The sequence below is a fragment of the Pseudomonas sp. 2FE genome, assembly GCF_005503735.1.
GTDB lineage: Bacteria > Pseudomonadota > Gammaproteobacteria > Pseudomonadales > Pseudomonadaceae > Aquipseudomonas.
This window is the reverse complement of sequence record NZ_SCMO01000013.1, coordinates 37,264-60,951: the sequence shown is the minus strand read 5'-3', so window position 1 is coordinate 60,951 and position 23,688 is coordinate 37,264. Positions and strand designations below refer to the sequence as shown.

Annotated in this window: 23 protein-coding genes; 12 read left to right on the top strand and 11 right to left on the bottom strand. The window is 64.8% G+C overall.

All coding sequences use genetic code 11. From position 1 onward, the window contains the following. Positions 1 to 31: 31 nt before the first annotated feature. The 3 genes from FFS12_RS17020 to FFS12_RS17010 form a co-directional block, all read right to left on the bottom strand. Positions 32 to 1,426 carry an ethanolamine ammonia-lyase subunit EutB gene (locus tag FFS12_RS17020; protein ID WP_137888568.1) on the bottom strand — a complete coding sequence of 465 codons (1,395 nt, stop codon included), beginning with the start codon at positions 1,424 to 1,426 and terminating at the stop codon, positions 32 to 34. Positions 1,427 to 1,696: 270 nt separating this feature from the next. Continuing rightward, positions 1,697 to 3,067 (bottom strand): ethanolamine permease, encoded by a 1,371-nt coding sequence (gene eat / locus FFS12_RS17015; protein WP_137888566.1) that lies wholly within the window; start codon positions 3,065 to 3,067, stop codon positions 1,697 to 1,699. 163 nt (positions 3,068 to 3,230) lie between these two features. Next, positions 3,231 to 4,751, bottom strand: coding sequence for an aldehyde dehydrogenase family protein (locus FFS12_RS17010; protein ID WP_137888564.1), 1,521 nt, complete (start codon positions 4,749 to 4,751; stop codon positions 3,231 to 3,233). Between the two features lie 332 nt (positions 4,752 to 5,083). Here FFS12_RS17010 and FFS12_RS17005 point away from each other — a divergent pair, with 332 nt between their 5' ends. From FFS12_RS17005 to FFS12_RS16990, 4 genes are all read left to right on the top strand, one after another. Further along, on the top strand, positions 5,084 to 7,009 hold the full coding sequence (locus FFS12_RS17005; protein WP_137888562.1) for a sigma-54-dependent Fis family transcriptional regulator: 1,926 nt from the start codon (positions 5,084 to 5,086) through the stop codon (positions 7,007 to 7,009). A gap of 398 nt (positions 7,010 to 7,407) precedes the next feature. Then, positions 7,408 to 8,760 carry a UDP-N-acetylmuramate:L-alanyl-gamma-D-glutamyl-meso-diaminopimelate ligase gene (mpl, locus tag FFS12_RS17000; RefSeq protein ID WP_137888560.1) on the top strand — a complete coding sequence of 451 codons (1,353 nt, stop codon included), beginning with the start codon at positions 7,408 to 7,410 and terminating at the stop codon, positions 8,758 to 8,760. Positions 8,761 to 9,016: 256 nt separating this feature from the next. Continuing rightward, entirely contained in the window at positions 9,017 to 9,646 is a 630-nt protein-coding gene (gene ubiX / locus FFS12_RS16995; RefSeq protein WP_137820102.1) for a flavin prenyltransferase UbiX, read from the top strand. Continuing rightward, positions 9,639 to 9,926, top strand: coding sequence for a YceK/YidQ family lipoprotein (locus FFS12_RS16990; RefSeq protein ID WP_137888558.1), 288 nt, complete (start codon positions 9,639 to 9,641; stop codon positions 9,924 to 9,926). Before ubiX ends, FFS12_RS16990 begins: the two co-directional genes overlap by 8 nt. Positions 9,927 to 10,013: 87 nt before the next feature. Here the strand turns inward: FFS12_RS16990 and FFS12_RS16985 are convergent, their stop codons facing one another. From FFS12_RS16985 to FFS12_RS16965, 5 genes are all read right to left on the bottom strand, one after another. Beyond that, entirely contained in the window at positions 10,014 to 10,625 is a 612-nt protein-coding gene (locus FFS12_RS16985) for a class I SAM-dependent methyltransferase (RefSeq protein WP_137888556.1), read from the bottom strand. Between the two features lie 130 nt (positions 10,626 to 10,755). Beyond that, positions 10,756 to 11,073 (bottom strand): DUF5629 family protein, encoded by a 318-nt coding sequence (locus FFS12_RS16980; RefSeq protein ID WP_137888554.1) that lies wholly within the window; start codon positions 11,071 to 11,073, stop codon positions 10,756 to 10,758. Positions 11,074 to 11,165: 92 nt separating this feature from the next. Continuing rightward, complete coding sequence (locus FFS12_RS16975; RefSeq protein ID WP_137888552.1) at positions 11,166 to 11,807, bottom strand: oxidoreductase; 642 nt, start codon at positions 11,805 to 11,807, stop codon at positions 11,166 to 11,168. Between the two features lie 31 nt (positions 11,808 to 11,838). After that, positions 11,839 to 13,581: a C13 family peptidase gene (locus FFS12_RS16970; RefSeq protein WP_137888550.1), complete on the bottom strand. Its 1,743-nt coding sequence runs from the start codon at positions 13,579 to 13,581 to the stop codon at positions 11,839 to 11,841. Positions 13,582 to 13,731: 150 nt separating this feature from the next. Continuing rightward, on the bottom strand, positions 13,732 to 14,187 hold the full coding sequence (locus FFS12_RS16965) for a MaoC family dehydratase (RefSeq protein WP_137888548.1): 456 nt from the start codon (positions 14,185 to 14,187) through the stop codon (positions 13,732 to 13,734). A gap of 294 nt (positions 14,188 to 14,481) precedes the next feature. On the opposite strand from FFS12_RS16965, the gene FFS12_RS16960 reads away from it, so the two are divergent. From FFS12_RS16960 to FFS12_RS16950, 3 genes are all read left to right on the top strand, one after another. Then, positions 14,482 to 14,844, top strand: a complete 363-nt coding sequence (locus FFS12_RS16960) for a CidA/LrgA family protein (RefSeq protein WP_137888546.1) — start codon at positions 14,482 to 14,484, stop codon at positions 14,842 to 14,844. Next, positions 14,841 to 15,557 carry an LrgB family protein gene (locus FFS12_RS16955; protein ID WP_137888544.1) on the top strand — a complete coding sequence of 239 codons (717 nt, stop codon included), beginning with the start codon at positions 14,841 to 14,843 and terminating at the stop codon, positions 15,555 to 15,557. The genes FFS12_RS16960 and FFS12_RS16955 overlap by 4 nt, the downstream gene beginning before the upstream one ends. A 70-nt stretch (positions 15,558 to 15,627) precedes the next feature. Next, positions 15,628 to 16,218 carry an LON peptidase substrate-binding domain-containing protein gene (locus FFS12_RS16950; protein ID WP_137888542.1) on the top strand — a complete coding sequence of 197 codons (591 nt, stop codon included), beginning with the start codon at positions 15,628 to 15,630 and terminating at the stop codon, positions 16,216 to 16,218. Between the two features lie 29 nt (positions 16,219 to 16,247). Here FFS12_RS16950 and FFS12_RS16945 read toward each other — a convergent pair whose 3' ends face one another. Then, entirely contained in the window at positions 16,248 to 17,564 is a 1,317-nt protein-coding gene (locus tag FFS12_RS16945; RefSeq protein WP_137888540.1) for a bifunctional DedA family/phosphatase PAP2 family protein, read from the bottom strand. Beyond that, positions 17,561 to 18,307, bottom strand: a complete 747-nt coding sequence (locus tag FFS12_RS16940; protein WP_137888538.1) for a DNA-3-methyladenine glycosylase — start codon at positions 18,305 to 18,307, stop codon at positions 17,561 to 17,563. Before FFS12_RS16940 ends, FFS12_RS16945 begins: the two co-directional genes overlap by 4 nt. Positions 18,308 to 18,370: 63 nt before the next feature. Here FFS12_RS16940 and FFS12_RS16935 point away from each other — a divergent pair, with 63 nt between their 5' ends. Beyond that, entirely contained in the window at positions 18,371 to 19,225 is an 855-nt protein-coding gene (locus FFS12_RS16935; protein ID WP_137888536.1) for a class I SAM-dependent methyltransferase, read from the top strand. A gap of 95 nt (positions 19,226 to 19,320) precedes the next feature. Here the strand turns inward: FFS12_RS16935 and FFS12_RS16930 are convergent, their stop codons facing one another. Next, on the bottom strand, positions 19,321 to 20,550 hold the full coding sequence (locus tag FFS12_RS16930; RefSeq protein WP_137888534.1) for an alpha/beta fold hydrolase: 1,230 nt from the start codon (positions 20,548 to 20,550) through the stop codon (positions 19,321 to 19,323). A gap of 313 nt (positions 20,551 to 20,863) precedes the next feature. Between FFS12_RS16930 and FFS12_RS16925 the strand changes: the two genes are divergently transcribed. From FFS12_RS16925 to rlmH, 4 genes are read left to right on the top strand one after another with little or no spacing between them, the layout of a single operon-like run. Next, positions 20,864 to 22,129 (top strand): glutamate-5-semialdehyde dehydrogenase, encoded by a 1,266-nt coding sequence (locus FFS12_RS16925; protein WP_137888532.1) that lies wholly within the window; start codon positions 20,864 to 20,866, stop codon positions 22,127 to 22,129. After that, positions 22,129 to 22,773, top strand: a complete 645-nt coding sequence (gene nadD, locus FFS12_RS16920; RefSeq protein WP_137888530.1) for a nicotinate-nucleotide adenylyltransferase — start codon at positions 22,129 to 22,131, stop codon at positions 22,771 to 22,773. Before FFS12_RS16925 ends, nadD begins: the two co-directional genes overlap by 1 nt. A gap of 52 nt (positions 22,774 to 22,825) precedes the next feature. Further along, the gene (gene rsfS / locus FFS12_RS16915) at positions 22,826 to 23,185 is read left to right on the top strand and encodes a ribosome silencing factor (RefSeq protein WP_137820147.1); all 360 of its coding nucleotides are present in this window, start codon (positions 22,826 to 22,828) and stop codon (positions 23,183 to 23,185) included. 24 nt (positions 23,186 to 23,209) lie between these two features. After that, entirely contained in the window at positions 23,210 to 23,677 is a 468-nt protein-coding gene (rlmH, locus tag FFS12_RS16910; protein ID WP_137820118.1) for a 23S rRNA (pseudouridine(1915)-N(3))-methyltransferase RlmH, read from the top strand. Positions 23,678 to 23,688 lie beyond the last annotated feature (11 nt).

Genomic DNA, 23,688 nt, shown 5'->3' with positions numbered 1-23,688 from the left:
CTCGAAGCCGCGGGGCTTTTGCGGTTCGCTGTCAGGCCAGCTGTGCCAGCGCCTGGCGGAACGCCGGCGGCAGCTTGTCGCCGAAGCGTACACGGCCATCGGCCTGGGTGAAGATGCCCATGTTGTGCAGCCAGGCCTCGAATTCCGGCGCCGGCTTCAGGCCGAGCGTCTGCCGCGCATAGAGCGCGTCGTGGAACGAGGTGGTCTGGTAATTGAGCATGATGTCGTCGGAGCCGGGGATGCCCATGATGAAGTTGATGCCGGCCACGCCGAGCAGCGTCAGCAGCATGTCCATGTCGTCCTGATCGGCTTCGGCGTGGTTGGTGTAGCAGATGTCGCAGCCCATCGGCACGCCGAGCAGCTTGCCGCAGAAGTGATCTTCCAGCCCGGCGCGGATGATCTGCTTGCCGTTGTAGAGGTATTCCGGGCCGATGAAGCCGACCACGGTGTTGACCAGGAACGGCTTGAAGTGCCGGGCCACCCCATAGGCGCGGGTCTCGCAGGTCTGCTGGTCGAGGCCATGGTGGGCGTTGGCCGACAGCGCGCTGCCCTGGCCGGTCTCGAAGTACATCAGGTTGTTGCCGAGGGTGCCGCGCTTGAGACTCAGCCCGGCTTCGTAGCCTTCCTGCAGCACCTTCAGGTTGATGCCGAAGCTGGCATTCGCCGCCTCGGTGCCGGCGATCGACTGGAACACCAGGTCCAGCGGCACGCCGCGCTCGATCGCGGCGATCGAGGTGGTGACGTGGGTCAGCACGCAGGCCTGGGTCGGGATCTCATAACGCTGGATGATCGCGTCGAGCATCTCCAGCATGGCGCAGATCGAGGCGATGCTGTCGGTAGCCGGGTTGATGCCGATCATGGCGTCGCCGTTGCCGTACAGCAGGCCGTCGAGAATGCTCGCGGCGATCCCGGCCGGTTCGTCGGTCGGGTGGTTGGGCTGCAGGCGGGTGGACAGCCGGCCACGCAGGCCGAGGGTGCCGCGAAAGCGGGTGACCACGCGGATCTTCTGCGCCACCAGGACCAAGTCCTGCACGCGCATGAGCTTCGACACCGCGGCGGCCATCTCCGGGGTCAGGCCGGGAGCGAGGGCGCGTAGGCTGGCCTCATCGGCATGCTCGCTGAGCAGCCAGTCACGCAGGCCGCCGACGGTCAGGTGGCTGACGCTGGCAAACGCCTGGGCATCGTGGCTGTCGATGATCAGCCGGGTGACTTCGTCCTCTTCGTAGGGGATCAGCGCCTCGTCGAGGAAGTGTTTGAGCGGGATGTTGGCCAGCGCCATCTGCGCGGCGACACGCTCGCCATCGTTGCTCGCGGCCACGCCGGCGAGAAAATCGCCGGAGCGGGCGGGGCTGGCCTTGGCCATGACTTCTTTGAGGCTGTCGAAGCGGTAGGTTTCCACTCCGACGGAATGGGAAAAACGGGCCATACGCGGGGTACTCCTGAAACGGCTCGTCATCTCTATATAAAGGCAAACCGCACGACGCTTATAGCATGGGCGGTTGCCTGCACCCGAATGGAGCCTCTGTCGGGCCAGGGCCCGGCAGAGGTGCAGCTTAGAACCTGTTCAATATCTACTGCGCTGGGTCATGCTGCGTTGAAAACAGGCTCAAAATGCTCATTTACCATGTGTAAACTGCGCTTTTTCGCCTGTTTTCGCCTTGCCTAACCTGCGCTCGCAACGATCTTGAACAGGTTCTTAAGCGCCGGTCAGCATGGCGTCGACCGGAGCGCTGGAGCGCTGATGAGCGGTCAGTTGGAAGTAGATGAAGCCCGCAGCCATGAAGCCGAGGAAGATCAGGCCGATCAGTGTGTTGAACCAGGCCATCGCCACCAGGCAGACCACCGCCAGCAGCAGCGCGATGCCCGGCACAATCGGGTAGCCCGGTGCGCGGAAGCTGCGTTCCAGATGCGGCTCGGTTTGGCGCAGTTTGAACAGGCTGAGCATGCTGATGATGTACATGACGATGGCGCCGAACACCGACATGGTGATCATCGCCGCAGTCAGGGTCATGCCTTGCAGATTGATCAGGCCATCGCTGTAGATGGCCGCGATGCCGATCACGCCACCGGCGATGATCGCCCGGTGCGGGGTCTGGAAGCGGTTCAGCTTGGCCAGGCCGGCCGGCAGGTAACCGGCGCGGGCGAGGGCGAAGAACTGCCGCGAGTAGCCGAGGATGATGCCGTGGAAGCTCGCCACCAGGCCGAACAGGCCGATCCACACCAGCATGTGCATCCAGGTCGAATTGTCGCCGACCACGGCTTTCATCGCCTGCGGCAGCGGGTCGTTGATATTCGACAGTTGGCGCCAGTCGCCCACGCCGCCGGCCATGATCATCACGCCGAGCGCCAGGAACACCAGGGTCAGAATGCCGCTGACGTAGGCTCTGGGGATGGTGCGTTTCGGGTCTTTGGCTTCTTCGGCGGCCATGGCGGCGCCTTCGATGGCGAGGAAGAACCAGATGGCGAAGGGAATCGCCGCGAAAATCCCGGAAATCGACGCGCTGCTGAAGGTGTCGGAGCCGGCCCAGCCGTTCAGCGCGAAGTTGCTGAAGCTGAAGCCTGGCGCGACCACGCCCATAAACACCAAGAGCTCAGCCACCGCCAACACGGTGACCACCAGCTCGAAGGCGGCGGCAATGCTGACGCCAAGGATATTCAGGGTCATGAACACGAAGTAGGCGCCGACCGCCGCGTGCTTCGGGTCGAGCTCCGGGAACTGCACGTTCAGATAGGCGCCGATGGCCATGGCAATCGCCGGTGGCGCGAAGACGAACTCGATCAGCGTGGCGATCCCGGCGATCAGTCCACCTTTTTCACCAAAGGCGCGGCGGCTGTAGGCGAACGGGCCACCGGCATGGGGAATGGCGGTGGTCAATTCGGTGAAACTGAAGATAAAGCAGGTGTACATCGCCGCCACCATCAGCGCGGTGATGAGAAAGCCCAGCGTACCGGCGGTGCCCCAGCCGTAGCTCCAGCCGAAGTATTCCCCGGAAATCACCAGGCCGACGGCGATACCCCATAGATGCAGGGTGCCGAGTGTAGGTTTGAGTTGCGTTGCCGTAGTCATTGAGTACCCGCCCTGAGAGTTGAACAGACCAAGAGACTTGCGGATGCACGCAACGCCCATGCCAGCTGCAACAAGATGTTACGGCTGGCGCGGACGGTTGCGTTTTTAGCTATGTGGAAGGCGTTTTCAGACTCTTTCCGCTTGTGCGCAGAGAATTCGAGTCTTAGAAAAAGCCCAGCGGGTTGGTGTCGTAGCTGACCAACAGGTTCTTGGTCTGCTGGTAGTGTTCCAGCGCCACTTTGTGGGTTTCGCGGCCGACGCCGGACTTCTTGTAACCGCCGAACGCGGCGTGCGCCGGGTACAGGTGGTAGCAGTTGGTCCACACCCGGCCGGCCTTGATCGCCCGGCCCATGCGGTAGGCGCGGTTGATGTCGCGGGTCCAGAGGCCGGCGCCGAGGCCGAACTCGGTGTCGTTGGCGATCGCCAGGGCTTCGGCTTCGTCCTTGAAGGTGGTGATGCCGACCACCGGGCCGAAGATTTCCTCCTGGAACACGCGCATCTTGTTGTGGCCCTTGAGCAAGGTCGGCTGGATGTAATAACCGCCGCCCAGGCTGCCGGCCAGTTGTTCCACGCCGCCGCCGGTGAGCAGTTCGGCGCCTTCGGTCTTGGCGATCTCCAGGTAGGAGAGGATCTTGTCGAACTGCTGCTCGGAGGCCTGGGCACCGACCATGGTCTCGGTGTCCAGCGGGTCGCCGCGCTTGATCTGCGCGACCTTCTTCATCACCTCTTGCATGAACGCCGGGTAGATCGACTCCTGCACCAGCGCCCGCGACGGGCAGGTGCAGACCTCGCCCTGGTTGAAGAACGCCAGCACCAGGCCTTCGGCGGCCTTCTCGATAAAGCTCGGCTCGGCCTGCATGATGTCTTCGAAGAAGATGTTCGGCGACTTGCCGCCCAGCTCGACGGTGGAGGGGATGATGTTCTCGGCGGCGCACTTGAGGATGTGCGAGCCGACCGGGGTCGAGCCGGTGAAGGCGATCTTGGCGATGCGCTTACTGGTCGCCAGCGCTTCGCCGGCTTCCTTGCCGAAGCCTTGCACCACGTTGAGCACGCCGGCCGGCAGCAGGTCGCCGATCAGCTCCAGCAGCACGCTGATGCCCAGCGGCGTCTGCTCGGCCGGCTTGAGTACCACGCAGTTGCCGGCGGCCAGGGCCGGGGCCAGCTTCCAGGCGGCCATCAGCAGCGGGAAGTTCCACGGAATGATCTGCCCGACCACGCCCAGCGGTTCATGGAGGTGGTAGGCCACGGTGTTGCCGTCGATCTCGGCGGCGCCGCCTTCCTGGGCGCGCAGGCAGCCGGCGAAGTAGCGGAAGTGGTCGGCGGCGAGCGGGATGTCGGCATTCAGGGTCTCGCGCACGGCCTTGCCGTTGTCCCAGGTTTCGGTGACGGCCAGCAGTTCGAGGTTGGCCTCGATGCGGTCGGCGATCTTCAGCAGGATGCCCGAGCGCTCCTGCACCGAGGTCTTGCCCCAGGATTCGGCGGCGGCATGGGCGGCGTCCAGCGCGCGCTCGATGTCTTCGGCGCTCGAGCGCGGGAACTCGGCGATCGGCTGGCCGTTCACCGGCGAGAGGTTGGTGAAGTACTGGCCGTTGACCGGCGCGACGAATTCGCCGCCGATGTAGTTGCCGTAACGGGCCTTGAAGGCAACGATGGCGCCGTCGGTACCGGGGTGGGCGTAACGCATGGTGAGGTTCTCCTGGCTTTTGTGCTTGTTCTATTAATGCAGGGGGAGGACGCGCTGTTGCGCTGGTTAAAGCCTAGAGCAAGGGCTGGGCCAGACTGCGGAAAGGGGCGGACCAGAGCGGTTTATCGATATTCGAGGGGGCGTGGATAAGCAGCTTTGTGGCGGATCTGGAACAGCGGCGGGTGACACTTTGTCCCAGTCTTGATACAGCCCATGACTGGCTGCTCAGCCTGCGGTTGCAATGCCCATGACCCTGGAGGATGCTGCCGGACTACGGGTGCCTCAAGAATCCGGAACTGCCGCCCGTCTCCCCACACCGGAGAACAATAACAATGCAGGACCCCCAGAGCCGCCACCTGCAGCAGGTACTGACAGTGGCGCAAGGCAAGGCCCAGTCCAGCGGGCCGGCCGCCGACCCCTCGATCGCCCGCTCCTGGCTGCGCTGCCTGGAGGACTATCACCTCGATCCGGCGCAGAGCATGGCGCCGACGGTGCTGGAACACGGCCGCGTACTCGAGTGCCGCGAGCGCTTGCAGCAGGTGCTGGAAATCGCCAGCGGCGAGATGAGCAGCCTGCATCAACAGCTTTCCGGCTCCGGTCACGCGGTACTGCTGACCGACGCCCGCGGGGTGATCCTCAACAGCGTCACCGCCTCCGCCGAGCGCAAGACCTTCGAGCGCGCCGGGCTCTGGCTCGGCGCCGATTGGAGCGAGGCCTGCGAGGGCACCAATGGGATCGGCACCTGCCTGGTCGAGCGGCAAGCGTTGACGATTCACCAGGACGAACATTTCCGTGGCCGGCACACCGGGCTGACCTGCTCGGCGAGCCCGGTGTTCGATTCCCAGGGCGATTTGCTGGCCGTTCTGGACGTCTCCTCGGCGCGCCATGACGTCTCGCGGCAGAGCCAGTTTCACACCATGGCGCTGGTCAATCTGTCGGCGAAGATGATCGAGAGCTGCTATTTCCTCCGGCGCTTCGAAGGGCAGTGGCTGCTGCGCTTTCACCTGCAGGCCGAGTACGTCGGGCTGTTCAGCGAAGGCCTGCTGGCGTTCGACGGCGACGGGCGGATTAGCGCGGTCAACCAGAGTGCGATGAATCTGTTGAGCCGTACGCGGGCGGACTTGCTCGGCCAGCCGGTCGAGGGGGTTTTCGATTGTCGGCTGGATGAGCTGCTCGGCCGCGCCAGCCCGCAGCCGAGTGCCAGCTGGCCGCTGCGTGCGCGCAATGGCCGGGCCTTGTTCGCCATGCTCCGGGGTGTGCCGCGCAGCGTGCCGCTGCCGATCGCGCGGCCGACTCTGGCTGCGCCGGCCGCGGCGGCGCCGGCGTCGACCCTGTGTCTGGGCGATGCGGCGCTGCAAAGCGATTTCCGCCGGGCCTTGCGCGTCTTCGAGCGCGATGTGCCGTTGCTGATCAATGGCGAGACCGGCTCCGGTAAAGAGGCCTTCGCCAAGGCCGTGCACCAGGCCAGCTCACGGGCCGACAAGGCGTTCGTCGCGCTGAACTGCGCGGCGATTCCCGAGACGCTGATCGAGAGCGAGCTGTTCGGCTATCGCGGCGGCAGTTTCACCGGTGCGCGCAAGGACGGCATGCGCGGCAAGTTGCAGCAGGCCGATGGCGGCACCTTGTTCCTCGACGAAATCGGCGATATGCCGCTGGCGCTGCAAACCCGCTTGCTGCGGGTGCTGGAAGATCGTCTGGTGGTGCCGATCGGCGGTGAGCCGCAAGAGGTGAATGTGCGCATCATCAGCGCGACTCACCGCGAGCTGGGTGAGCGGGTGCAGGCCGGCACCTTCCGCGAAGACCTGTACTACCGGCTGAATGGGCTGGTGCTCGATCTGCCACCGTTGCGCGCGCGCACCGATCGGTTGGAGTTGCTCGAGCATCTGCTGGCGCAAGAGGCGCGCGGGCAGAACATTTATCTGGAGCCCAGCGCCCGTCAGGCCCTGCTCGACTATGCCTGGCCCGGCAACGTCCGCCAGTTGCGCAACGTGCTGCGCACGCTGACGGCGCTCTGTGAAGACGACTGCGTGCGCCTGACGGATTTGCCGCTGGAAATCCGTCAGGCCCTGCCGCTGGCGCCGGAGCCCGAGGCGAGCTCGGCCACTCCGCTGGAGGATGCCGAACGCGCGGCCCTGCTCGCGGCGTTGGAAGCCCAGCGCTGGCACATGACGCGCGCGGCAGAGCAACTGGGCATCAGTCGCAATACGCTGTATCGCAAGCTGCGCAAACACGCCATAGCGCGAGGCCAGCACGCCTGAGTGCGCGACGAAGCTCTTTATTTGGCTGTTGCCGGGCGCGCATTGGAAAAACGCCAAACCTGTAGGAGCGGGCCATGCCCGCGATGCTTTTGCGTTGCCGCTTTTCGCGGGCATGGCCCGCTCCTACGAAGAGCCGAATCCCGCGGGCAGTTAGACCGTAGGCTGGGTAGAGCGTTAGCGAAACCCAGCATTTGCAGCGATTTAGCTGGGTTTCGCCCGCAGGGCTCTACCCAGCCTACAACGGGTACTATTCACTACAGTTGCAGCCGCACATTGGGGGATTGCAGGCGCCCCTACCGTGACAGCGCTCTGGCCCCCCTATGCTTGCGTGCGGTAACCTGCCGGCCAGTTTCTTCGGGCCGCGCAGCCCGTTTTCGAGGTCGCCCTCAAGGTAAATCATGCACATCCATATTCTCGGCATTTGCGGCACCTTTATGGGCTCGCTGGCCGTTCTCGCGAAAGAGTTGGGCCATCGGGTGACCGGCTCCGATGCCAACGTTTACCCGCCGATGAGCACCCAGTTGCAGGCGCAAGGCATCGAGCTGACCCAGGGTTACGATCCGGCCCAACTGCAGCCGGCGCCGGACCTGGTGGTGGTCGGCAACGCCCTGTCGCGCGGTAATCCGGCGGTCGAATACGTGCTGAACCAGGGCTTGCCCTATGTCTCCGGTCCGCAGTGGCTGGCCGACCATGTGCTGCAAGGGCGCTGGGTGTTGGCGGTGGCCGGCACACACGGCAAGACCACCACCAGCAGCATGCTCGCCTGGGTGTTGGAACACGCCGGCATGAGCCCGGGCTTCTTGATCGGCGGAGTGCCGCAGAATTTTGCCGTGTCCGCGCGCCTGGGTAGCACGCCGTTCTTCGTGGTCGAGGCCGATGAGTACGACAGCGCCTTCTTCGACAAGCGTTCGAAGTTCGTCCATTACCGCCCGCGCACCGCGATCCTGAATAACCTGGAGTTCGACCACGCGGACATCTTCCCGGATCTGGCGGCCATCGAGCGACAGTTCCATCATCTGGTACGCACCATCCCGAGCGAAGGCCTGGTGGTCTATCCAGAAGCCGAGACCGCGCTCAAGCGGGTGATCGAGATGGGCTGCTGGACGCCGGTGCAGACCACCGGTGAGGCCGGTCAATGGCAGGCCAAACTGCTCAGCGAAGACGGTTCGCGTTTCGAGGTGATTTTCGCCGGCACGCCGCAAGGCGTGGTCGAGTGGCAACTGACCGGCCAGCACAACGTCGCCAACGCCTTGGCCTGCCTGGCTGCGGCACGGCATGTCGGCGTGCTGCCGGGGCAAGGCATCGCCGCGCTGAGCGAGTTCAAGAACGTCAAACGGCGGATGGAGAAGGTCGCCGAAGTCAACGGCATCACCATCTATGACGACTTCGCCCATCACCCGACGGCGATTGCCACCACCCTCGACGGCCTGCGCAAGCGGGTGGGCGACGCCAAGCTGATTGCGATCATCGAACCGCGCTCCAACTCGATGAAGCTCGGCGCGCACCGCGACGGTCTGCCAGACTCGGTCAAGCAGGCCGATCAGGTGTTCTGGTTCGCGCCGGCCAACCTCGGTTGGGATCTGGCGGCGACCACTGCGACCTGCACGGTGCCCTCGCAGGTCTGTGATTCGCTGGAGGCGATCATCGCCGCAGTCAAAGCCCAGGCGCAGCCGGGCACTCAGGTGGTGATCATGAGTAACGGTGGTTTCGGTGGCCTGCACGGCAAACTCGCCGCGGCCCTGGAGGATTAAGAATTTGTTCTCAAAGCGTCGTGAGTGCAGGTTAGTGCGACGCCCGCTCCTGCGGGCTAGCTGCATTCCCCACATCCATGTGGGTCACAAGGCAAAAACCTGCGCAACGTAGCGAGCGCAGCGGAGTAACAGCCGAAGGCTGGCCCGCAGGGTGAGCGGAGCGAGTCAAAAGCGGAGTTTACAAGGCGTAAATGAGCATTTTGAGCAGGTTTTTAACGCAGCATAAGCAAGCGCAACAGCTTTGAGGACAAATTCCATGAGTGGTCCGGAACGTATCACCCTGGCCATGACCGGCGCCTCCGGGGCGCAGTACGGCCTGCGCCTGCTCGACTGCCTGATCCAGGAAGAGCGCGAGGTGCATTTCCTGATTTCCAAGGCGGCGCAGTTGGTGCTGGCCACGGAGACGGACGTGACCCTGCCGACTAAACCGCAGGCGATGCAGGCGTTCCTCAGCGAGTACACCGGAGCGGCGGCGGGGCAGATTCGCGTGTACGGCAAGGAAGACTGGATGGCCCCAGTGGCCTCCGGCTCCGGTGCGCCCAGCGCGATGGTGGTAGTGCCGTGCTCGACCGGCACGCTCTCGGCCATCGCCACGGGGGCCTGCAATAACCTGATCGAGCGTGCGGCGGATGTGGTGCTGAAAGAGCGCCGGCAACTGATTCTGGTGCCGCGCGAGGCACCGTTCTCCAGCATTCATCTGGAAAACATGCTCAAGCTGTCGAACCTCGGTGCGGTGATCCTGCCGGCGGCGCCGGGCTTCTACCATCAGCCGCAGACCATCGATGACCTGATCGACTTCGTGGTTGCGCGGATCCTCAACGTCCTCAACATCCCCCAGGACATGCTGCCGCGCTGGGGCGAACACCATTTGAGCAGTGATGATTAGACTTCTGATCGTTCTGCTGCTGGCGGGCAACCTACTCGGTTGTGCTACCGCGCGCACCTTGAACGCGGCCAAGCCTGGCGCGCCGCTGGTGTATGCCGGGACGCGCCTGGATTGGTACTCGCTGAATGGCGGCTGCTGCCCGCTGGATCGTTTTGGTGCCGAGGCGCCGAAGTATGCCGGCCTCGACCTGCCGGCCAGCGCGTTGCTGGACACCCTGCTGCTGCCGCTTTCGCTGGCGGCGGCGCTGGGTATCGAGCTGGGAGTGTCGGGTGGGTATTAGGGGTGGTGGATCAGGTTATATCTATCCACCGCTCGGTTTCGGGTGGTGGATGAGCAAAGCGTCATCCACCCTACGATCCAGATCCGATCAATCGGCCCAGCCGGAATAGACATAGGTCATTGGCTTGGGGCCTTTCAGGTAGCGGGTATCCAGCTCGCCGATATGAAAACCGCCGGCGCTGAGCAGCGCCGGAATATCACGGTTTAAGTGGCAGCCACCGGCCAACGGTTTCCACAGCGGTGTCAGCCGATTCTGCCAGCGCACCACCGGCAGATCCGGCGCCAAACCATGTTCGCAAAACAGCAGGCGACCGCCGGGTTTGAGCACTCGGCGCATCTCTTGCAGTGCCGCCACGGCATCCGGAATCGTACACAGGGTAAAGGTGCAGACGATGCTGTCGAAGCTGGCAGCGGCGGCCTGGATCTGTCCCAGCTCCAGCGGGATCATCTCGACCGCAATGGCGATTCGTGCCGCGCGTTCGCGGGCCAGCGCCTGCATTTCGGCCGCCGGGTCGACGCCGATAATCCTGCTCACTTTCGCCGGGTCATAAAACTCGAGATTCAGGCCGCTACCAATGCCGATCTCCAGCACCCGCCCCTGGGCCTGCGGGACTATCTTCGAACGGGCCTGCATCACCGCGCCCATGCCGCAGGCGAAGTCGATCAGGTGCGGCAGGATGTGACGGCTGTACAGGCCCATAGGTAACTCCGTTAGTCGACGGCAACTATGACCATAACAAGCCCAGCCGCCAGCGGCTGCGGGCTATTCGGTCAAAGTGGCGGATGCTGAGTCAGGCTTTGTCATTCAGGCGCTGGTGCGGCCAACTTGCTTAAGCGTCTTCAGGGTCTTCGGCTTGCTCGGAGTTGTCGGCCGTCACCCCGGACAGGCACTTGAGTTCGTGCGCGCCGCTGCTGCCTGTGAGGTTCCAGCTCTGCGTTGCCGGCGAGAAGGTCGCGGCCAGCAGTTCGGCTCGGGAGAACTGCCATTTGCGCAGGGTGCGCCCGTCCATGCACTCAATCAACAGCGCACGCTCGGCGTTCGGCTGGGCGTCCAGGACTAGCTCGAACTGCCAGGCGTACAGGCCGTTAATCTCAAGCATGTCGGCCGCTTCGAGAGCGGCGAGGAGGTTGGCGGGGGGAGTATTCATGGTGCTGGATCTCATCTGAAAATTAACTGACGCCGTGCGCAGCAGGTGGGCTGTGGCGGCGTCTCGAAGGCTTGAGGCGGTGACGGGTGCGTTTAGCGTCCGAGCTTTCTGAGCTCGTCCGACTCCACCACGCGCACCCCGTCCTGCTCCTCCAGGGCCAGGCGCCAGAGCGCGCGGGCCAGGGTGCAGGCCTGGATGCCGCGGTATTTGCCGGGGGCCCAGCGCATCAGTGGTGCGGCCAGGCGTTCGCCAAGGCGGAACTCGCTGCGGGGGCCAAGCAGCAGGGACGGCCGGGCGATCGTCAGTTGCGGCCAGTCCTGCGCCTTCAGGGCTTCTTCCAGCTCGCCTTTGACGCGGTTGTAGAATACTGGGGAGTTGGCGTCGGCCCCCAGGGCGCTGATCACTAGGAAATGTCGGGCGCCGAGGGCGCGGGCACGCTGGCTGACCGCCAGCACCAGGTCGTGATCGACCGCACGGAAGGCTTCCTGCGAGCCGGCCTGTTTCAGCGTGGTGCCTAGGCAGCAGAAGGCAATATCCAGTCGACCGGTCAGCAGTGGCAGCAAGGTCTGCAGCTCGCCCAACGGGTTATCCAGGCGTGGATGCTCAGCCAGCGGCCGGCGGGTCGGCGCCAGCACGCGCGTCACCGTCGGCTCGTTGAGCAGACGATCGAGCAGGTGCTCGCCGGTCAGGCCGGTGGCACCGGCGAGCAGAATCTGCTGGGGCGTCAGGTACATGAATTGTATCTCTCTGTAGTTACCGCTGAGTCTAGTGGCTGACGCCGGTTTTGTCGGTAGTGGTCGTGGTGAGTGCATGCTCGGCTTGGCTTTCACGCAGCTTGCGCCAGTGTGTCAGCACCGCTTTCGGCGCCCAGAGCTGTGGCTCGGAGGGTTCGAAACCAGCGGCTTTTTCGCGCTCGGCGACCTTGGCTTTGGCCAGGCCGAAAGCCCGTTGCAGATCGTCGGTTTGGCTCAAGGCTTCGGCGAACAGGGCGCGGCCGAAATAGGTGAAGTCATTTTCTTCCGAGCAGCCGAAGGACACCCGATCGCTACGCGCCGCGGTCATCACCAGGGTCTTGTCGTCTTTCAGCGGCGGGATAAAGCCGCCGGAGAAACACGCGGAAATCACCACGACCTTGTGCCGATCCTTGAGTGGTTGCAGCAGCGCGGCCAGTTCGCTGGCCGGCAGGTCGGCCAGTTGCAGGCGTGGCTGATCGAGGCTCAGCTCATGGCTGCGCGAGCCGTGACTGGTCAGGTAGATGAAGGTCAGGTCTTCCGGGCCGCTGCGTTCGGCGAGTGCGCGCACCGCGCGGGTCAGGCTTTCACGAGTCGCCAGCGGGCGGTCGGCGAGATGGTCGCGGTGGTTGGCCAGGGTGATCTGGCCGCGCGCCCCGAAGCGCTCGCCGAGCAGTTGGCTGACGTAGTCGGCCTCGCGCAGAAACACGCTCTGCTTGCCGTCACCGGCGAGCGTCAGGCTGTAGAGTTCGAGTGCCGGGGTGGAGGCGGGAAGCGCGGCGATGGCCTGCTCAAGCAGGTGGCCTTGTTCCAGCAGGCCAATCTCCAGGGGGTCGGGCAGGGCTTGGCCCTGGCTATCACGCACGCGCAGTCCCTGCTGCCAGATACCCGCCTGCACAGTGCCGTCGGCCAGGGTCAGACTGCCGCGGCCAGCGTAACTGCCGGAGGCAAAGTGGCCTTGATAGACGCTGCCGTCGGCGAGTGTCAGGCGGCCTTCGCCGTGGTAACCCCAGTTGCGGAACATCCCTTCGTAGTGGCTGCCGTCGGCGCCGTGGTATTCGCCTCGGCCGCTCAGCGCATCCTCGGCGAACTGGCCCAGCCAGACGTCGCCATCGGCACTCTCGTAGCGGCCCTTGCCATGGAACTGGTCGTTGCGAAAGCCGCCGCTGTAGAGGTCTCCGGCGCTGCTTTTGTAGCTGCCCGTGCCGTTCAGTTGGCCCTGCTCGAAGTTACCGCTGAACTGGTTGCCGCTGTCATCGATACGCAGGCCTTCGCCGTTGGGCTGGCTCTGCACGAAGCGGCCCTGGAAGCTGCTGCCGTCGGCCCGTTCGAGTTTGCCGAGGCCGTGGTAGTGATCCTGCTTGAACTCGCCGCGGTAACTCAGGCCGCCTTGCTTGAGGGTGCCTTCGCCGTCCATGCGGGCCTGCTTGAAGCCGCCCTCGTAGGTGCTGCCGTCGCTGTAGGTGAGCTTGCCTTGGCCATCGAACAGGCCCTGGTGAAACTCGCCGACGTAGGACTCGCCGCTCGGCCCCTGCCATTTGCCGAGGCCTTCCGGTTGGCCGTCCTTGAACCGGCCTTGGAACCAGCTGCCATTGGCGTAATCCACTCGGCCTGGACCCTGCAACAGACCGTCGACCACGTCGCCACGATAACGGCCGCCGTCCGGCAGCACGGCATTCGGCGGGGTCAGCGGCTCGCCCTCACCGCAGGCGGCGAGCAATAGCGCGAGGGTCAGTGGGGCCAGGGGGGCAAGAAATAGGCGGCGCATGCGGGACATCCGAGTCGAGGAGCCTGTCGGGCTTGGGAGTCGCTGAAGTATGCCGTAAAGGCGCTGGTGCGCGTGCGGCGCGCTCATAACATGGAAACGAAAACGGGGCGCTGCAGGCGCCCCGTTGTGACCGTTATGACTCAGATCGTGAACAGGTTCTCAGACGAAACAGAGGGTCAGCGGTTCGGCGATATAGGCCGGTTTCTCCTGGCCTTCGATCTCCAACACGACCTTGGCTTTGAGCAGCCATTGGCCGGGATTTTTCTCATTGGCGTCGGTCAGGTTGACGATCAGCCGCACCTTGGAATCGACCTTGACCGGCTGGATGAAACGCACGCTGTCCAGGCCATAGTTGACCGCCATTTTCAGGCCCTGCGGCATGATCATGATCTTTTCCATCAGCATCGGCACCAGCGACAGTGAGAGGAAGCCATGGGCGATGGTGGTGCCGAACGGGGTCAGCTTGGCCTTCTCCGGGTCGACGTGAATGAACTGGTGGTCGCCGGTGCATTCGGCGAATTGATTGATGCGCTCTTGGTCGATGGTCAGCCAAGCGGAACGGCCCAGTTCCTTGCCAACATAGTCCTTGAGTTCTGCAACGGGTACGAACGGCATAGATCCTCCTTGAAGGACGGGTTTAGTTGTTTTTTGAATTAAATCCTCATGGGGCCTAGATCATCATGCGTCGTGCATGGGGTCAAGCCTGTATCGCTAGGCCGAATGGTGGGTTATAGCGGTTTGCTTAGCATGCTTATAATGGCCGGGCTTACGCGCCGCAGCGCGATTCTTTGGCGCAAACTGAGAGGGCTAAGCCCGCTGCCGGCGATCCCCGCAGAGGGAGGTCTGGCCGCCTAGCCCTGCGCCGCCGTGCTGTTGAATGGCTCGCTGTGATCTGAATCGGAGACTCCCATGCTGCTACGCGGCCTGACCTGGCTGGTGCTGTTCCAATTGCTCGGCACCGCGCTCAATGTGTTGCTCTTGTCCATGCTGCCCGGGCCGATCATCGGCCTGCTGTTGCTGCTGGTGTTCCTGATGCTGCGTGGCGAGGTGAGCGAGCCCTTGACGCTGGCGGCCACCAGCTTGCTGCGCTATCTGTCGCTGTTGTTGGTGCCCGCAGCGGTGGGCGTCATGGTGTATGCCAAGGCGATTGCCGCGGACTTCTGGGCGGTGGCGGGGGCGCTGAGCTTGTCGCTGCTGTTGTCCTTGGTCTTCGCCGGTTGGCTGATGCAGAAGCTGATCGAGCGTCAAGCGCGCCGGCGGGAGGATGCATGAGCCTCGACTGGTATGGCGCCTGGCAGGCGCTGATCCACCATCCGCTGTTCGGGGTCGGGGTGACCCTCGGCGCTTATCAACTGGCGCTGAGCGCCTATGAGAAAACCCGCTGGGTGTTGCTGCAGCCGGTGCTGGTCTCGATGCTCGCGGTGATCGGCGTGTTGCTGGCCTGCGGTCTGAGCTATGCCGAGTACCGGGAAAGCGCCAAGGTGCTGACCATCTTCCTCGGCCCTGCGACTGTGGCGCTGGCGGTGCCGCTGTTTCTCAACCTGCGGCGGATTCGGCAATTGTTCTGGCCAACCGTGCTGACCCTGGTGGTCGGCGGGCTGGTGGCGACCGCATTGGGTGTGGCGCTGGCCTGGCTGTTTGGCGCCGAGCAGAGGATGTTGATGAGCCTATTGCCGAAGTCGGTGACTTCACCCATTGCCATGCTGGTGGCGGATCAGATCGGCGGCATCGCCGCCCTGGCCGCGGTGTTCGTGCTGATCACCGGGGTGCTGGGCGCGATTCTCGGCCCGGAGTTGCTACGCCGCTTCGGCGTGCACCATCACGCCGCGCAAGGCATGGCCCTGGGCCTGACGGCGCATGCGGTCGGCACCTCGCGGGCGCTGCAGGAGAGCGAAGAGTGTGGCGCCTTTGCCGCGTTGGCGATGAGTCTGATGGGGGTGGCCACGGCGGTGTTGCTACCCTTGGTGGTAGCTTTGCTGGCGTGATGCCCCGGCAGTGTTGCGCCGGTGGGGCTGGCGGGTAGGCGCGAGCGGGCCGCGGAAGAAGGAGCGTTTGATGAAGTTACCGTTGTTTCCCCTGAATGCGGTGTTATTTCCGGGTAGCGTGCTCGATTTGCAAATTTTCGAGGCGCGCTACCTGGACATGCTTAGCGCCTGCATGAAGCGCGGCGAAGGTTTTGGCGTGGTCTGCATCCTCGAAGGTGAAGAGGTCGGCCATGCTGCCGGGCGCTTCGCGGCGGTCGGCTGTGAGGCGCTGATCCGCGATTGGCAGCAGCGCCCGAATGGTTTGCTGGGGATTCGGGTCGAAGGTGCGCGGCGCTTCAAGGTTAACCGCGCCGAGGTGCAGCGCGATCAACTGACCATGGCCGATATCGACTGGCTAGCCGAGGCCGACGAGGGCCCGTTGTTGCCCGAGCACGCCGATTTGGCCGCGTTATTAAGCGCCCTGGCCGAACACCCGATGGTCGCCGAGTTGGGTATGGGCGGGCTGGTGACGGGGCAGCAGGCATTGGCCTATCAGCTGGCGTATCTATTGCCCTTTACCACGAAGCAGAAGCTGGAGCTGCTGGTGCTGGCCGATCCGCAACAACGCCTAGCGCATATTCAGCGGCTGCTGGATCGGCTGCAGGGCGAGATGATTGCGTAGATACCGATAGGTAAACGAATCGCTCGAGCTCAATAGCGGTACTGCAACAGCGCTGCCGGCAGTGCCCAAGTGGCAAAGGCGCCGAGTAGCCCCAGGCAGGCCGGCAGGATCAACCACCAGACGCGCGGCGACAGCGCCGCCAGCGGCGTTTTCCACTGCGTCAGGGTCAGGCTCAGCGCACAGACGCCGGTCGCCAGCAGCGCGCCGGCGATGATGTCGGTCGGCCAGTGCGCGCCCAGGTACACCCGTGACAGCGCGATCGCCAGCGCCGGCAGACTTGCCAGCAGCAGCCAGGTTAGCCGCAGGCGTGCCGGCTGGCCGCGACCGGCCAAGACCCCCAGCACCAGAAAAAACGCGAAAGAGGCGGAACTATGGCCGCTGGGCAGGCTGAAGCTGTGCAGTGGCTCGAGCAGGACTTCCGGGCGGGCGCGGGCGAGCAGCAGCTTCAGGCTCTGATTGGCCAAGGCGCTGCCGAGCAGGGTGCCGCCGACGAACAGCAGCGCGCGCCATTGCCGGGTCAGCAGCAGTAGCAGGCCCAGCAATAGGCCGACGCTTAGCTGGGTCTTGAAGTCGCCAAGGCGGGTAATCAACACCATCAGGTTATCCAGGCCTGGGTGGCGCTGCTCCTGCACCAGCGTCATCAGGCCCTGATCGAGTTGCGCCAGGCGCGGCCAGCCGATGAACAGCGCGAGCAGAAGCGACAGGCTCAACCCGGCCGCCAGCGCCGTGGCCCGGCGCTGATTGCGCAGGCTGCTGTGAATGCTCAGCGCGAGGAGCAGCGCCAGGCCGAGCGCCACCACGGCGGCCTCGCCCCAGAAGCCTTCCGGCAACGGCAAGCGCATGGCGGCGCCGGTGGCCCAGCCGGGCAGCAGGTAGGCGACCGACCAGCCGGCGGCGGCGATCAGGCTGACCGCGATAAAGCGGCCGAGCGGCATGTCGAGCATGCCCGCGACCATCGGCAACATCGGTCGCAGCGGGCCGATATAGCGGCCGACCAGCAGGCTGGCCACGCCATAGCGCTGGAAGTAGTGCTCGGCACCGATGAGCCATTCCGGGTGGTGGCGTAGCCCCGGCAGGCGGCGGATGTTCTGATGGAAGCGGCGCCCCAAGGCATAGGACAGGGCGTCGCCGAGCAGCCCGCCGGTGTAGGCCAGCAGCAGGGTTTCCCCCAGACCCAGGGCGCCGCTGCCGGCCAGTACGGCGATGGCGAACAGCAGCACGGTGCCCGGTACGACGATGCCGGCGATGGCCAGGCACTCGACGCAGGCCACCAGGAAGATGCTCAGGGCGAGCCATTCCGGGTGGGCGCTTAGCCAGCCGGTCAGGCTGTTGAGCCACTCGCTCATGGGTTCGACTCCTGATTGAGCAGGTGCTGATTGAGCAGATAAAAGTCGCGTTGCTCGACTTGGCCGCGGCGCAGCGGGTTGCGCGTGCAGTGGCGGGCGTAGGCGGCGTCGACGAAACGGTAGCGCAAATGCTCGTCGCGCCCGCTCGGTATGCCCAGGCGGGTGGCCTGGATAATCTGTTCGGGCGTCTCGCCGACATCTTCGACGAAGAGCCGCTGCCAGTCGAAGCGCTGTGCGTCCCAGGCCGGCACCTTGAGGCCGAGGGCTTTGCACAGCAGTGTCTGGCCGGCGCAGAGCTTGTTTAGCGGGCGCGGCCGGCCTTGCGCGTCGGGGTTGTTGCGCTGCATCTGCGCCAGGCTGTCGGGGCCGCTACGGGCATCGAGAAAGGGGTAAGCCGATTTGATCAGCACCGCATTGCCGGCCCCCTGGGCGCTGAAGTTCAGCGAGTCGCCGCCGCGGGCGTAATACATATAGATGTGTCCGCCAGCGAGAAACAGCGCGCGGCGTTTCTCGGTGTAGCCGAGCGAGGCATGGCTGCCTTTTTCCGCGCAGTAGTACGCCTCGGTCTCGATGATCCGCGCCGCCAGCCAAAGCTCGCCGATGCGGTGGCGGATGACCTTGCCAAGCAGCTCGCGGGCCAGCGTCTGCGCGTCGCGGTCGAAGAAGCTGTCGGGCAGCGGGCGGGCAGCGGGCCAGGGTAGGGCGCCGGGGCGCAGCAAACTAAGGGTGGGATCGGCAGGCATGGGCTGTCATAGGTCGGTGGCAGGGCATAGGCTGGCGCGATCATAACAATAAGAGCCTGAACCATGTCTGAACGTGCCCGTGCCGACAGCGCCCATATCAGCCCCAGTGCGCATTACACCGGCTATGTCTGGTATCGCCACCAGTTGGCCGAGCCGGCGTTCGCCACCAGCTTCGGGCGCTGGGTGCATGCCCTGCTGAGGCCGATCACCTGGGGCGCGCGGGTCGGTTTCGGCCTGGATATCGAGAACTTCCTGTTGCAACGCCATTTGCTGATCGACGCGCGCTTGACCGCGGCCATCGAGCAGGGCGGCGTGCGCCAGGTGGTGGAGATCGCCTGTGGGCTGTCGCCCCGTGGTCAGCGCTTCTGCCAGCGCTACCCTGAGCTGCGTTACCTGGAGGCGGATTTGCCGGCGATGGCCGCGCGCAAGCGCCTGCTGCTGCATGGCCAGGGTTGGTTGAGCGGTCGGCATCGGGTGCAGTCGGTGAATATCCTCGCCGAGCAGGGCGCGCAGAGCCTGGCGGCGTTGTTCGCCGGGCTGGATCACAACGAGCCGGTGCTGGTGATTACCGAGGGCTTGGTCAATTACTTCGAGCGGCCGCTGATCGAAGCGTTTTGGACGCGCCTGGCCGAGCAGCTCAAGCAGTTCCCGCAGGCGAGCTACCTCACCGAACTCTATCCGGACTTGCGCGAACACCCGCGTTACCGGCAGTTGCGCTGGGGCGTTGGCCTGGTCGGCCGGCTGACGCGCGGCAACTATCCGCTGCACTACCGCAACGCCGAGGAAATCGTCGCGGCCTTTAGCGGCTGCGGGTTTCGCGCGACCCAGGTGCTCGATCCCGGTGTGCATGGCGCCGCCCTTGGCCTGCCGCCGCTGGCGCTGCCGAGCCTGGTGCGGGTGATCGAAGCGCGGCTGTGAAGTGCACTTGAGCGACGAGCTTAGGGTGTAGGGCGTACTCGCCGCAGGCAGTACGCCGGGCGGTTGGCGGGCTGTCGCTGCGCTCCGAGACCGCCCTACGCGCAGGCCGCGGCTGGTAGGGCGGGCTGGCTGACCAGTGCCGCCAGCGCTGCACTGGCCTGCGCGTCGGTATGCGAAAAGACCAGCGCCAAGCCATTCGCGCTAAGGCGTAGCGGCAATAGCGGCAGTGCCGGCAGCCCGGGCAGCTGCAGTTGCCAGCCCCGCAGCGGCGGCGCGGCCGGTAAGTCACCCTGCAACAGGCCACCGAAGAAGCCCAGCTCGGCTACCTCGACGGCCCACTCGCCAGCCTCGGCGTGAGTCAGGCGGGCGCGCCGATTAAGCGGGGGGCGACGGGCTTCATGGCGTTTCTCCAGCTGCAACAGCTGGCTGCGGGCCAAACGGGTGCTGCCGGGGCTGACCGGCGGCAGCGGCTCGCCGCGCAGAAAAGGGCCATAGAGACCGGCACAGGCGCTGCGCCGTTCGAACTGGGCGAGGTGATCGGCGTCGTGGATCAGCGCACAGTCGGCATCGGCGCAGGCCGCCGCGAAGCTGGCGTGTTCCCAGGGCTGGGTGAAGTGATCGTGTTCGCCGGCGAGCACCAGCGTCGGGCACGCCGGGTGTTGCGCAAAACCCGGAAAACCCAGCAGGCGCAGGCTGTTTTGCCGATAGCGCTCCACCTCGGTCGACGAAAGTCGCTGCATCTGCCGCAGCAGGGCCTTGCGAAATACCGGCGAAACCCCGGTTGCGTTGAGGCGCAGCGGGTTCAGCAGTCCGGTCAGCGCGCCTTGGGCAAAGGCGGCGGTCTGGCCTTCGGCCAGCAGGGCCAGACCTTCCTCCAGCAGGCGGCGCGCGCCGGGTCGGCCAAAGGCGGTGATCCCGGCCAGCAGCAGGCGCGCGCAGCGCTGCGGATGGCGCACGGCAAACAGCGCCGCCAGCGCCGAGCCATAGGACAGGCCGATCGGCATCAGCGGCGGCAGTTGCAGTTCGGCGGCGAAGGCGGCGATCAGGTCGGCCAGCTCCTCCAGGCCAAGCTCCGGCGCCAGTTGCAGGTTGCAACCCTGGCTGGGCAGGTCGAGGAGGATCACCGGGTGGTCGGCGAGCAGTTCGCCGACTTCGCCGGTGAAGGAGCGAAAGCTTTGAAAGGCGCCGCCGAGCAGCAGCACCGGCGCGCGCGGGTCGTCGGCGCGAGTCGCATAGGCCTGGTAGTGCAGGCGCCAATGGCCCAGCTCGAGGGTCTCGCTGGCGCTACTGAGCAGCGTGGCGCTGTAGTCGGTGCGGTAACGCATGGCGAGCACTCCGGCATCTTCTTGCTTTTATTCGGTAAACGGGTATGCGGCAGATGTTTATGCGACAAACCGGTCTGGTCGATTGGCGCTAGCTTGAAGGTAAACATCGGCGAGGCTTTTGTTTACCCAACCTTCGGGCGGCGCTGGGCCCTGGGTGTCACCGTCTCGCCGCTCGGCCCTGGCGGCAGCAGTTATTGGCGTTACCGCAGGCGGCGAAGGGACGCGCTGTTTACCACCCGCCCGACGCCGCTGGGCGTGGGGCGGCTGCGCCGCTATAATCAGCCGCTTTCCTCATTGCCAGATCACCGAGACCATGACCGAGTCCGTGCTCGACTATATGACCCGCTTGGGCCGCGCCGCGCGCCAAGCCTCACGCGTAGTGGCTCGCGCCAGCACCGCGCAGAAGAATCGCGCCCTGCTGGCCGCCGCCGATGCCCTGGATGCCGCGCGCGCCGAATTGGCCGCCGCCAACGATCAAGACCTGGCTGCTGCTCGTGCCAATGGCCTGGAGCCCGCGCTGCTGGACCGCCTGGCCCTGACCCCGGCGCGTGTCGACGAGATGATCGAGGGCCTGCGTCAGGTCGCCAAACTTCCGGACCCGATCGGTGAAATCCGCGACATGCGTTATATGCCGTCCGGTATCCAGGTCGGCAAGATGCGGGTGCCGCTGGGGGTGATCGGCATCATTTATGAGTCGCGGCCGAACGTGACCATCGATGCCGCCAGCCTGTGCCTGAAATCCGGGAATGCCGCCATCCTGCGCGGTGGCTCGGAAGCCATTCATTCCAATCGGGCAATTGCCGCCTGCATTCAGCAGGGCCTGGCCGAAGCCGACCTGCCAGCCGAAGTGGTGCAGGTGGTGGAAACCACCGACCGCGCCGCTGTCGGCGCTCTGATCAGCATGCCGGAGTTCGTCGACGTGATCGTGCCGCGTGGCGGCAAGAGCCTGATCGAGCGTATCAGCCGCGATGCCAAGGTCCCGGTGATCAAGCATCTGGATGGCATCTGCCACGTCTATATCGATATCGCCGCCGATCTCGACAAGGCTATCCGCATCGCCGACAACGCCAAGACCCAGCGCTATGCGCCGTGCAACACCATGGAAACCCTTCTGGTGCATGCGGGTATCGCGTCCCGCGTGCTGCCACCGCTGGCCGTCATCTACCGCGACAAGGGCGTGGAACTGCGCGGCTGCCCGCGTACCCGCAAGCTGCTCGGCAGCGATGTGCTGGAAGCTACCGAGGAAGACTGGCGCACCGAGTACACTGCGCCGATTCTGTCGATCCGCATCGTCGACGATCTGACTCAGGCCATCGAGCACATCAACACTTATGGTTCGCAGCACACCGACGCCATCGTCAGTGAGAATTTCACCGATGCGCGGCGCTTTCTCACCGAAGTGGATTCGGCGTCGGTGATGGTCAACGCCTCGACCCGTTTCGCCGATGGCTTCGAATACGGCCTCGGCGCGGAAATCGGCATTTCCACCGACAAGCTGCACGCTCGCGGTCCGGTCGGCCTGGAGGGGCTCACCAGCGAGAAGTACGTCGTCTTTGGTGACGGTCACGTGCGTACTTGATGACTAAACGCATCGGCGTATTCGGTGGCACCTTCGATCCGATCCATATCGGCCACCTGCGCGGCGCGCTGGAAGTGGCGGAGCAGCTCGGTTTCGACGAACTGCGCCTGATCCCCAGCGCACGTCCGCCACACCGCGATACGCCGCAGGTGTCCGCCGCCGATCGGTTGGCGATGGTCGAACAGGCGGTAGCCGGCGTGCCGCTGCTGAGGGTGGATGATCGCGAGCTAAAACGCGACAAGCCGTCCTACAGCATCGACACCCTGGAGTCCCTGCGGGCCGAGCTGGCGGCCGCGGATCAACTGTTTCTGCTGCTGGGTTGGGATGCCTTTTGTGGGCTGCCGACCTGGCATCGCTGGGAAGAACTGCTCGAACACTGCCATATCCTGGTGTTGCAACGCCCGGATGCCGACAACGAGGCGCCGGAAGCGCTGCGCGACTTGCTGGCGGCCCGCAGTGTCAGTGACCCGCAGACCCTGAGTGGGCCGAGCGGACAGATTGCATTCGTTTGGCAGACGCCGTTAGCGGTGTCCGCTAGCCAGATCCGGAGTCTGCTGGCCAGCGGAAAGTCGGTGCGTTTTCTGGTGCCCGACGCGGTACTGGCCTATATCCATGCGCGCGGGCTGTACCGCGCGCCGAACTGAACACGAGATAAACGAGTCATCTATGAAGAACAAAGAACTGCACAACCCCGCACTGGCCAGCGAAGACCTGGTCAAGCTGGCCATCGCCGCCCTGGAAGACATCAAGGCCCAGGACATCACCACCATCGATGTGCGCGAGAAAACCAGCGTCACCGACTTTATGGTGATCGCCAGCGGTACCTCCAGCCGCCATGTGAAGTCCCTGGTGGACAACGTGCTGGAAAAGGTCAAGGAAAAGGGCGTACGCCCACTCGGCAGCGAAGGCCTGGATACCGGCGAATGGGCGCTGCTTGACCTGGGCGATGTGGTGGTGCACGTGATGCAGGTCGCCACCCGCCAGTTCTACGACCTCGAACGCCTGTGGCAAGGGGCCGAGCAGAGCCGCGCCCACCACACGCCGGGGCAAGAGTAAGGCTGACTCTCGGTAGAGCCTGGTATGCGTCTACGTCTGATCGCCGTTGGTTCGCGGATGCCGCGTTGGGTGGAAGAGGGTTGGCAGGAATATGCCAAGCGTCTACCCGCCGAGCTGCCGCTGGAGCTGGTGGAGATCCCCTTGAATACCCGTGGCAAGAATGCCGACGTGGCCCGCCTGATCCGTCAGGAGGGCGAAGCCATGCTGGCGAAGGTGCAGCCGGGCGAGCGGATAGTCACCTTAGAGGTGGAAGGGCGCCCGTGGAGTACCGAGCAGTTGGCGGTCGAGTTGGATCGCTGGCGCCTGGATGCGCGCACCGTCAACCTGATGGTTGGCGGCCCCGAAGGGCTGGCGCCCGAGGTGCAGGCCCGCAGCGAGCAGCGCTGGTCGCTGTCGCCGCTGACCTTGCCGCATCCGTTGGTGCGCATCTTGATCGGCGAACAGATTTATCGCGCCTGGACTGTGCTGTCCGGTCACCCCTATCACAAGTAGTCGCCAGTAGT

Excerpts from the sequence above, each read along its gene's own strand:
- FFS12_RS17020 (WP_137888568.1), bottom strand. The coding sequence starts at position 1,426 with ATGGCCCGTTTTTCCCATTCCGTCGGAGTGGAAACCTACCGCTTCGAC.
- eat (WP_137888566.1), bottom strand. The coding sequence starts at position 3,067 with ATGACTACGGCAACGCAACTCAAACCTACACTCGGCACCCTGCATCTA.
- FFS12_RS17010 (WP_137888564.1), bottom strand. The coding sequence starts at position 4,751 with ATGCGTTACGCCCACCCCGGTACCGACGGCGCCATCGTTGCCTTCAAG.
- FFS12_RS17005 (WP_137888562.1), top strand. The coding sequence starts at position 5,084 with ATGCAGGACCCCCAGAGCCGCCACCTGCAGCAGGTACTGACAGTGGCG.
- mpl (WP_137888560.1), top strand. The coding sequence starts at position 7,408 with ATGCACATCCATATTCTCGGCATTTGCGGCACCTTTATGGGCTCGCTG.
- ubiX (WP_137820102.1), top strand. The coding sequence starts at position 9,017 with ATGAGTGGTCCGGAACGTATCACCCTGGCCATGACCGGCGCCTCCGGG.
- FFS12_RS16990 (WP_137888558.1), top strand. The coding sequence starts at position 9,639 with ATGATTAGACTTCTGATCGTTCTGCTGCTGGCGGGCAACCTACTCGGT.
- FFS12_RS16985 (WP_137888556.1), bottom strand. The coding sequence starts at position 10,625 with ATGGGCCTGTACAGCCGTCACATCCTGCCGCACCTGATCGACTTCGCC.
- FFS12_RS16980 (WP_137888554.1), bottom strand. The coding sequence starts at position 11,073 with ATGAATACTCCCCCCGCCAACCTCCTCGCCGCTCTCGAAGCGGCCGAC.
- FFS12_RS16975 (WP_137888552.1), bottom strand. The coding sequence starts at position 11,807 with ATGTACCTGACGCCCCAGCAGATTCTGCTCGCCGGTGCCACCGGCCTG.
- FFS12_RS16970 (WP_137888550.1), bottom strand. The coding sequence starts at position 13,581 with ATGTCCCGCATGCGCCGCCTATTTCTTGCCCCCCTGGCCCCACTGACC.
- FFS12_RS16965 (WP_137888548.1), bottom strand. The coding sequence starts at position 14,187 with ATGCCGTTCGTACCCGTTGCAGAACTCAAGGACTATGTTGGCAAGGAA.
- FFS12_RS16960 (WP_137888546.1), top strand. The coding sequence starts at position 14,482 with ATGCTGCTACGCGGCCTGACCTGGCTGGTGCTGTTCCAATTGCTCGGC.
- FFS12_RS16955 (WP_137888544.1), top strand. The coding sequence starts at position 14,841 with ATGAGCCTCGACTGGTATGGCGCCTGGCAGGCGCTGATCCACCATCCG.
- FFS12_RS16950 (WP_137888542.1), top strand. The coding sequence starts at position 15,628 with ATGAAGTTACCGTTGTTTCCCCTGAATGCGGTGTTATTTCCGGGTAGC.
- FFS12_RS16945 (WP_137888540.1), bottom strand. The coding sequence starts at position 17,564 with ATGAGCGAGTGGCTCAACAGCCTGACCGGCTGGCTAAGCGCCCACCCG.
- FFS12_RS16940 (WP_137888538.1), bottom strand. The coding sequence starts at position 18,307 with ATGCCTGCCGATCCCACCCTTAGTTTGCTGCGCCCCGGCGCCCTACCC.
- FFS12_RS16935 (WP_137888536.1), top strand. The coding sequence starts at position 18,371 with ATGTCTGAACGTGCCCGTGCCGACAGCGCCCATATCAGCCCCAGTGCG.
- FFS12_RS16930 (WP_137888534.1), bottom strand. The coding sequence starts at position 20,550 with ATGCGTTACCGCACCGACTACAGCGCCACGCTGCTCAGTAGCGCCAGC.
- FFS12_RS16925 (WP_137888532.1), top strand. The coding sequence starts at position 20,864 with ATGACCGAGTCCGTGCTCGACTATATGACCCGCTTGGGCCGCGCCGCG.
- nadD (WP_137888530.1), top strand. The coding sequence starts at position 22,129 with ATGACTAAACGCATCGGCGTATTCGGTGGCACCTTCGATCCGATCCAT.
- rlmH (WP_137820118.1), top strand. The coding sequence starts at position 23,210 with ATGCGTCTACGTCTGATCGCCGTTGGTTCGCGGATGCCGCGTTGGGTG.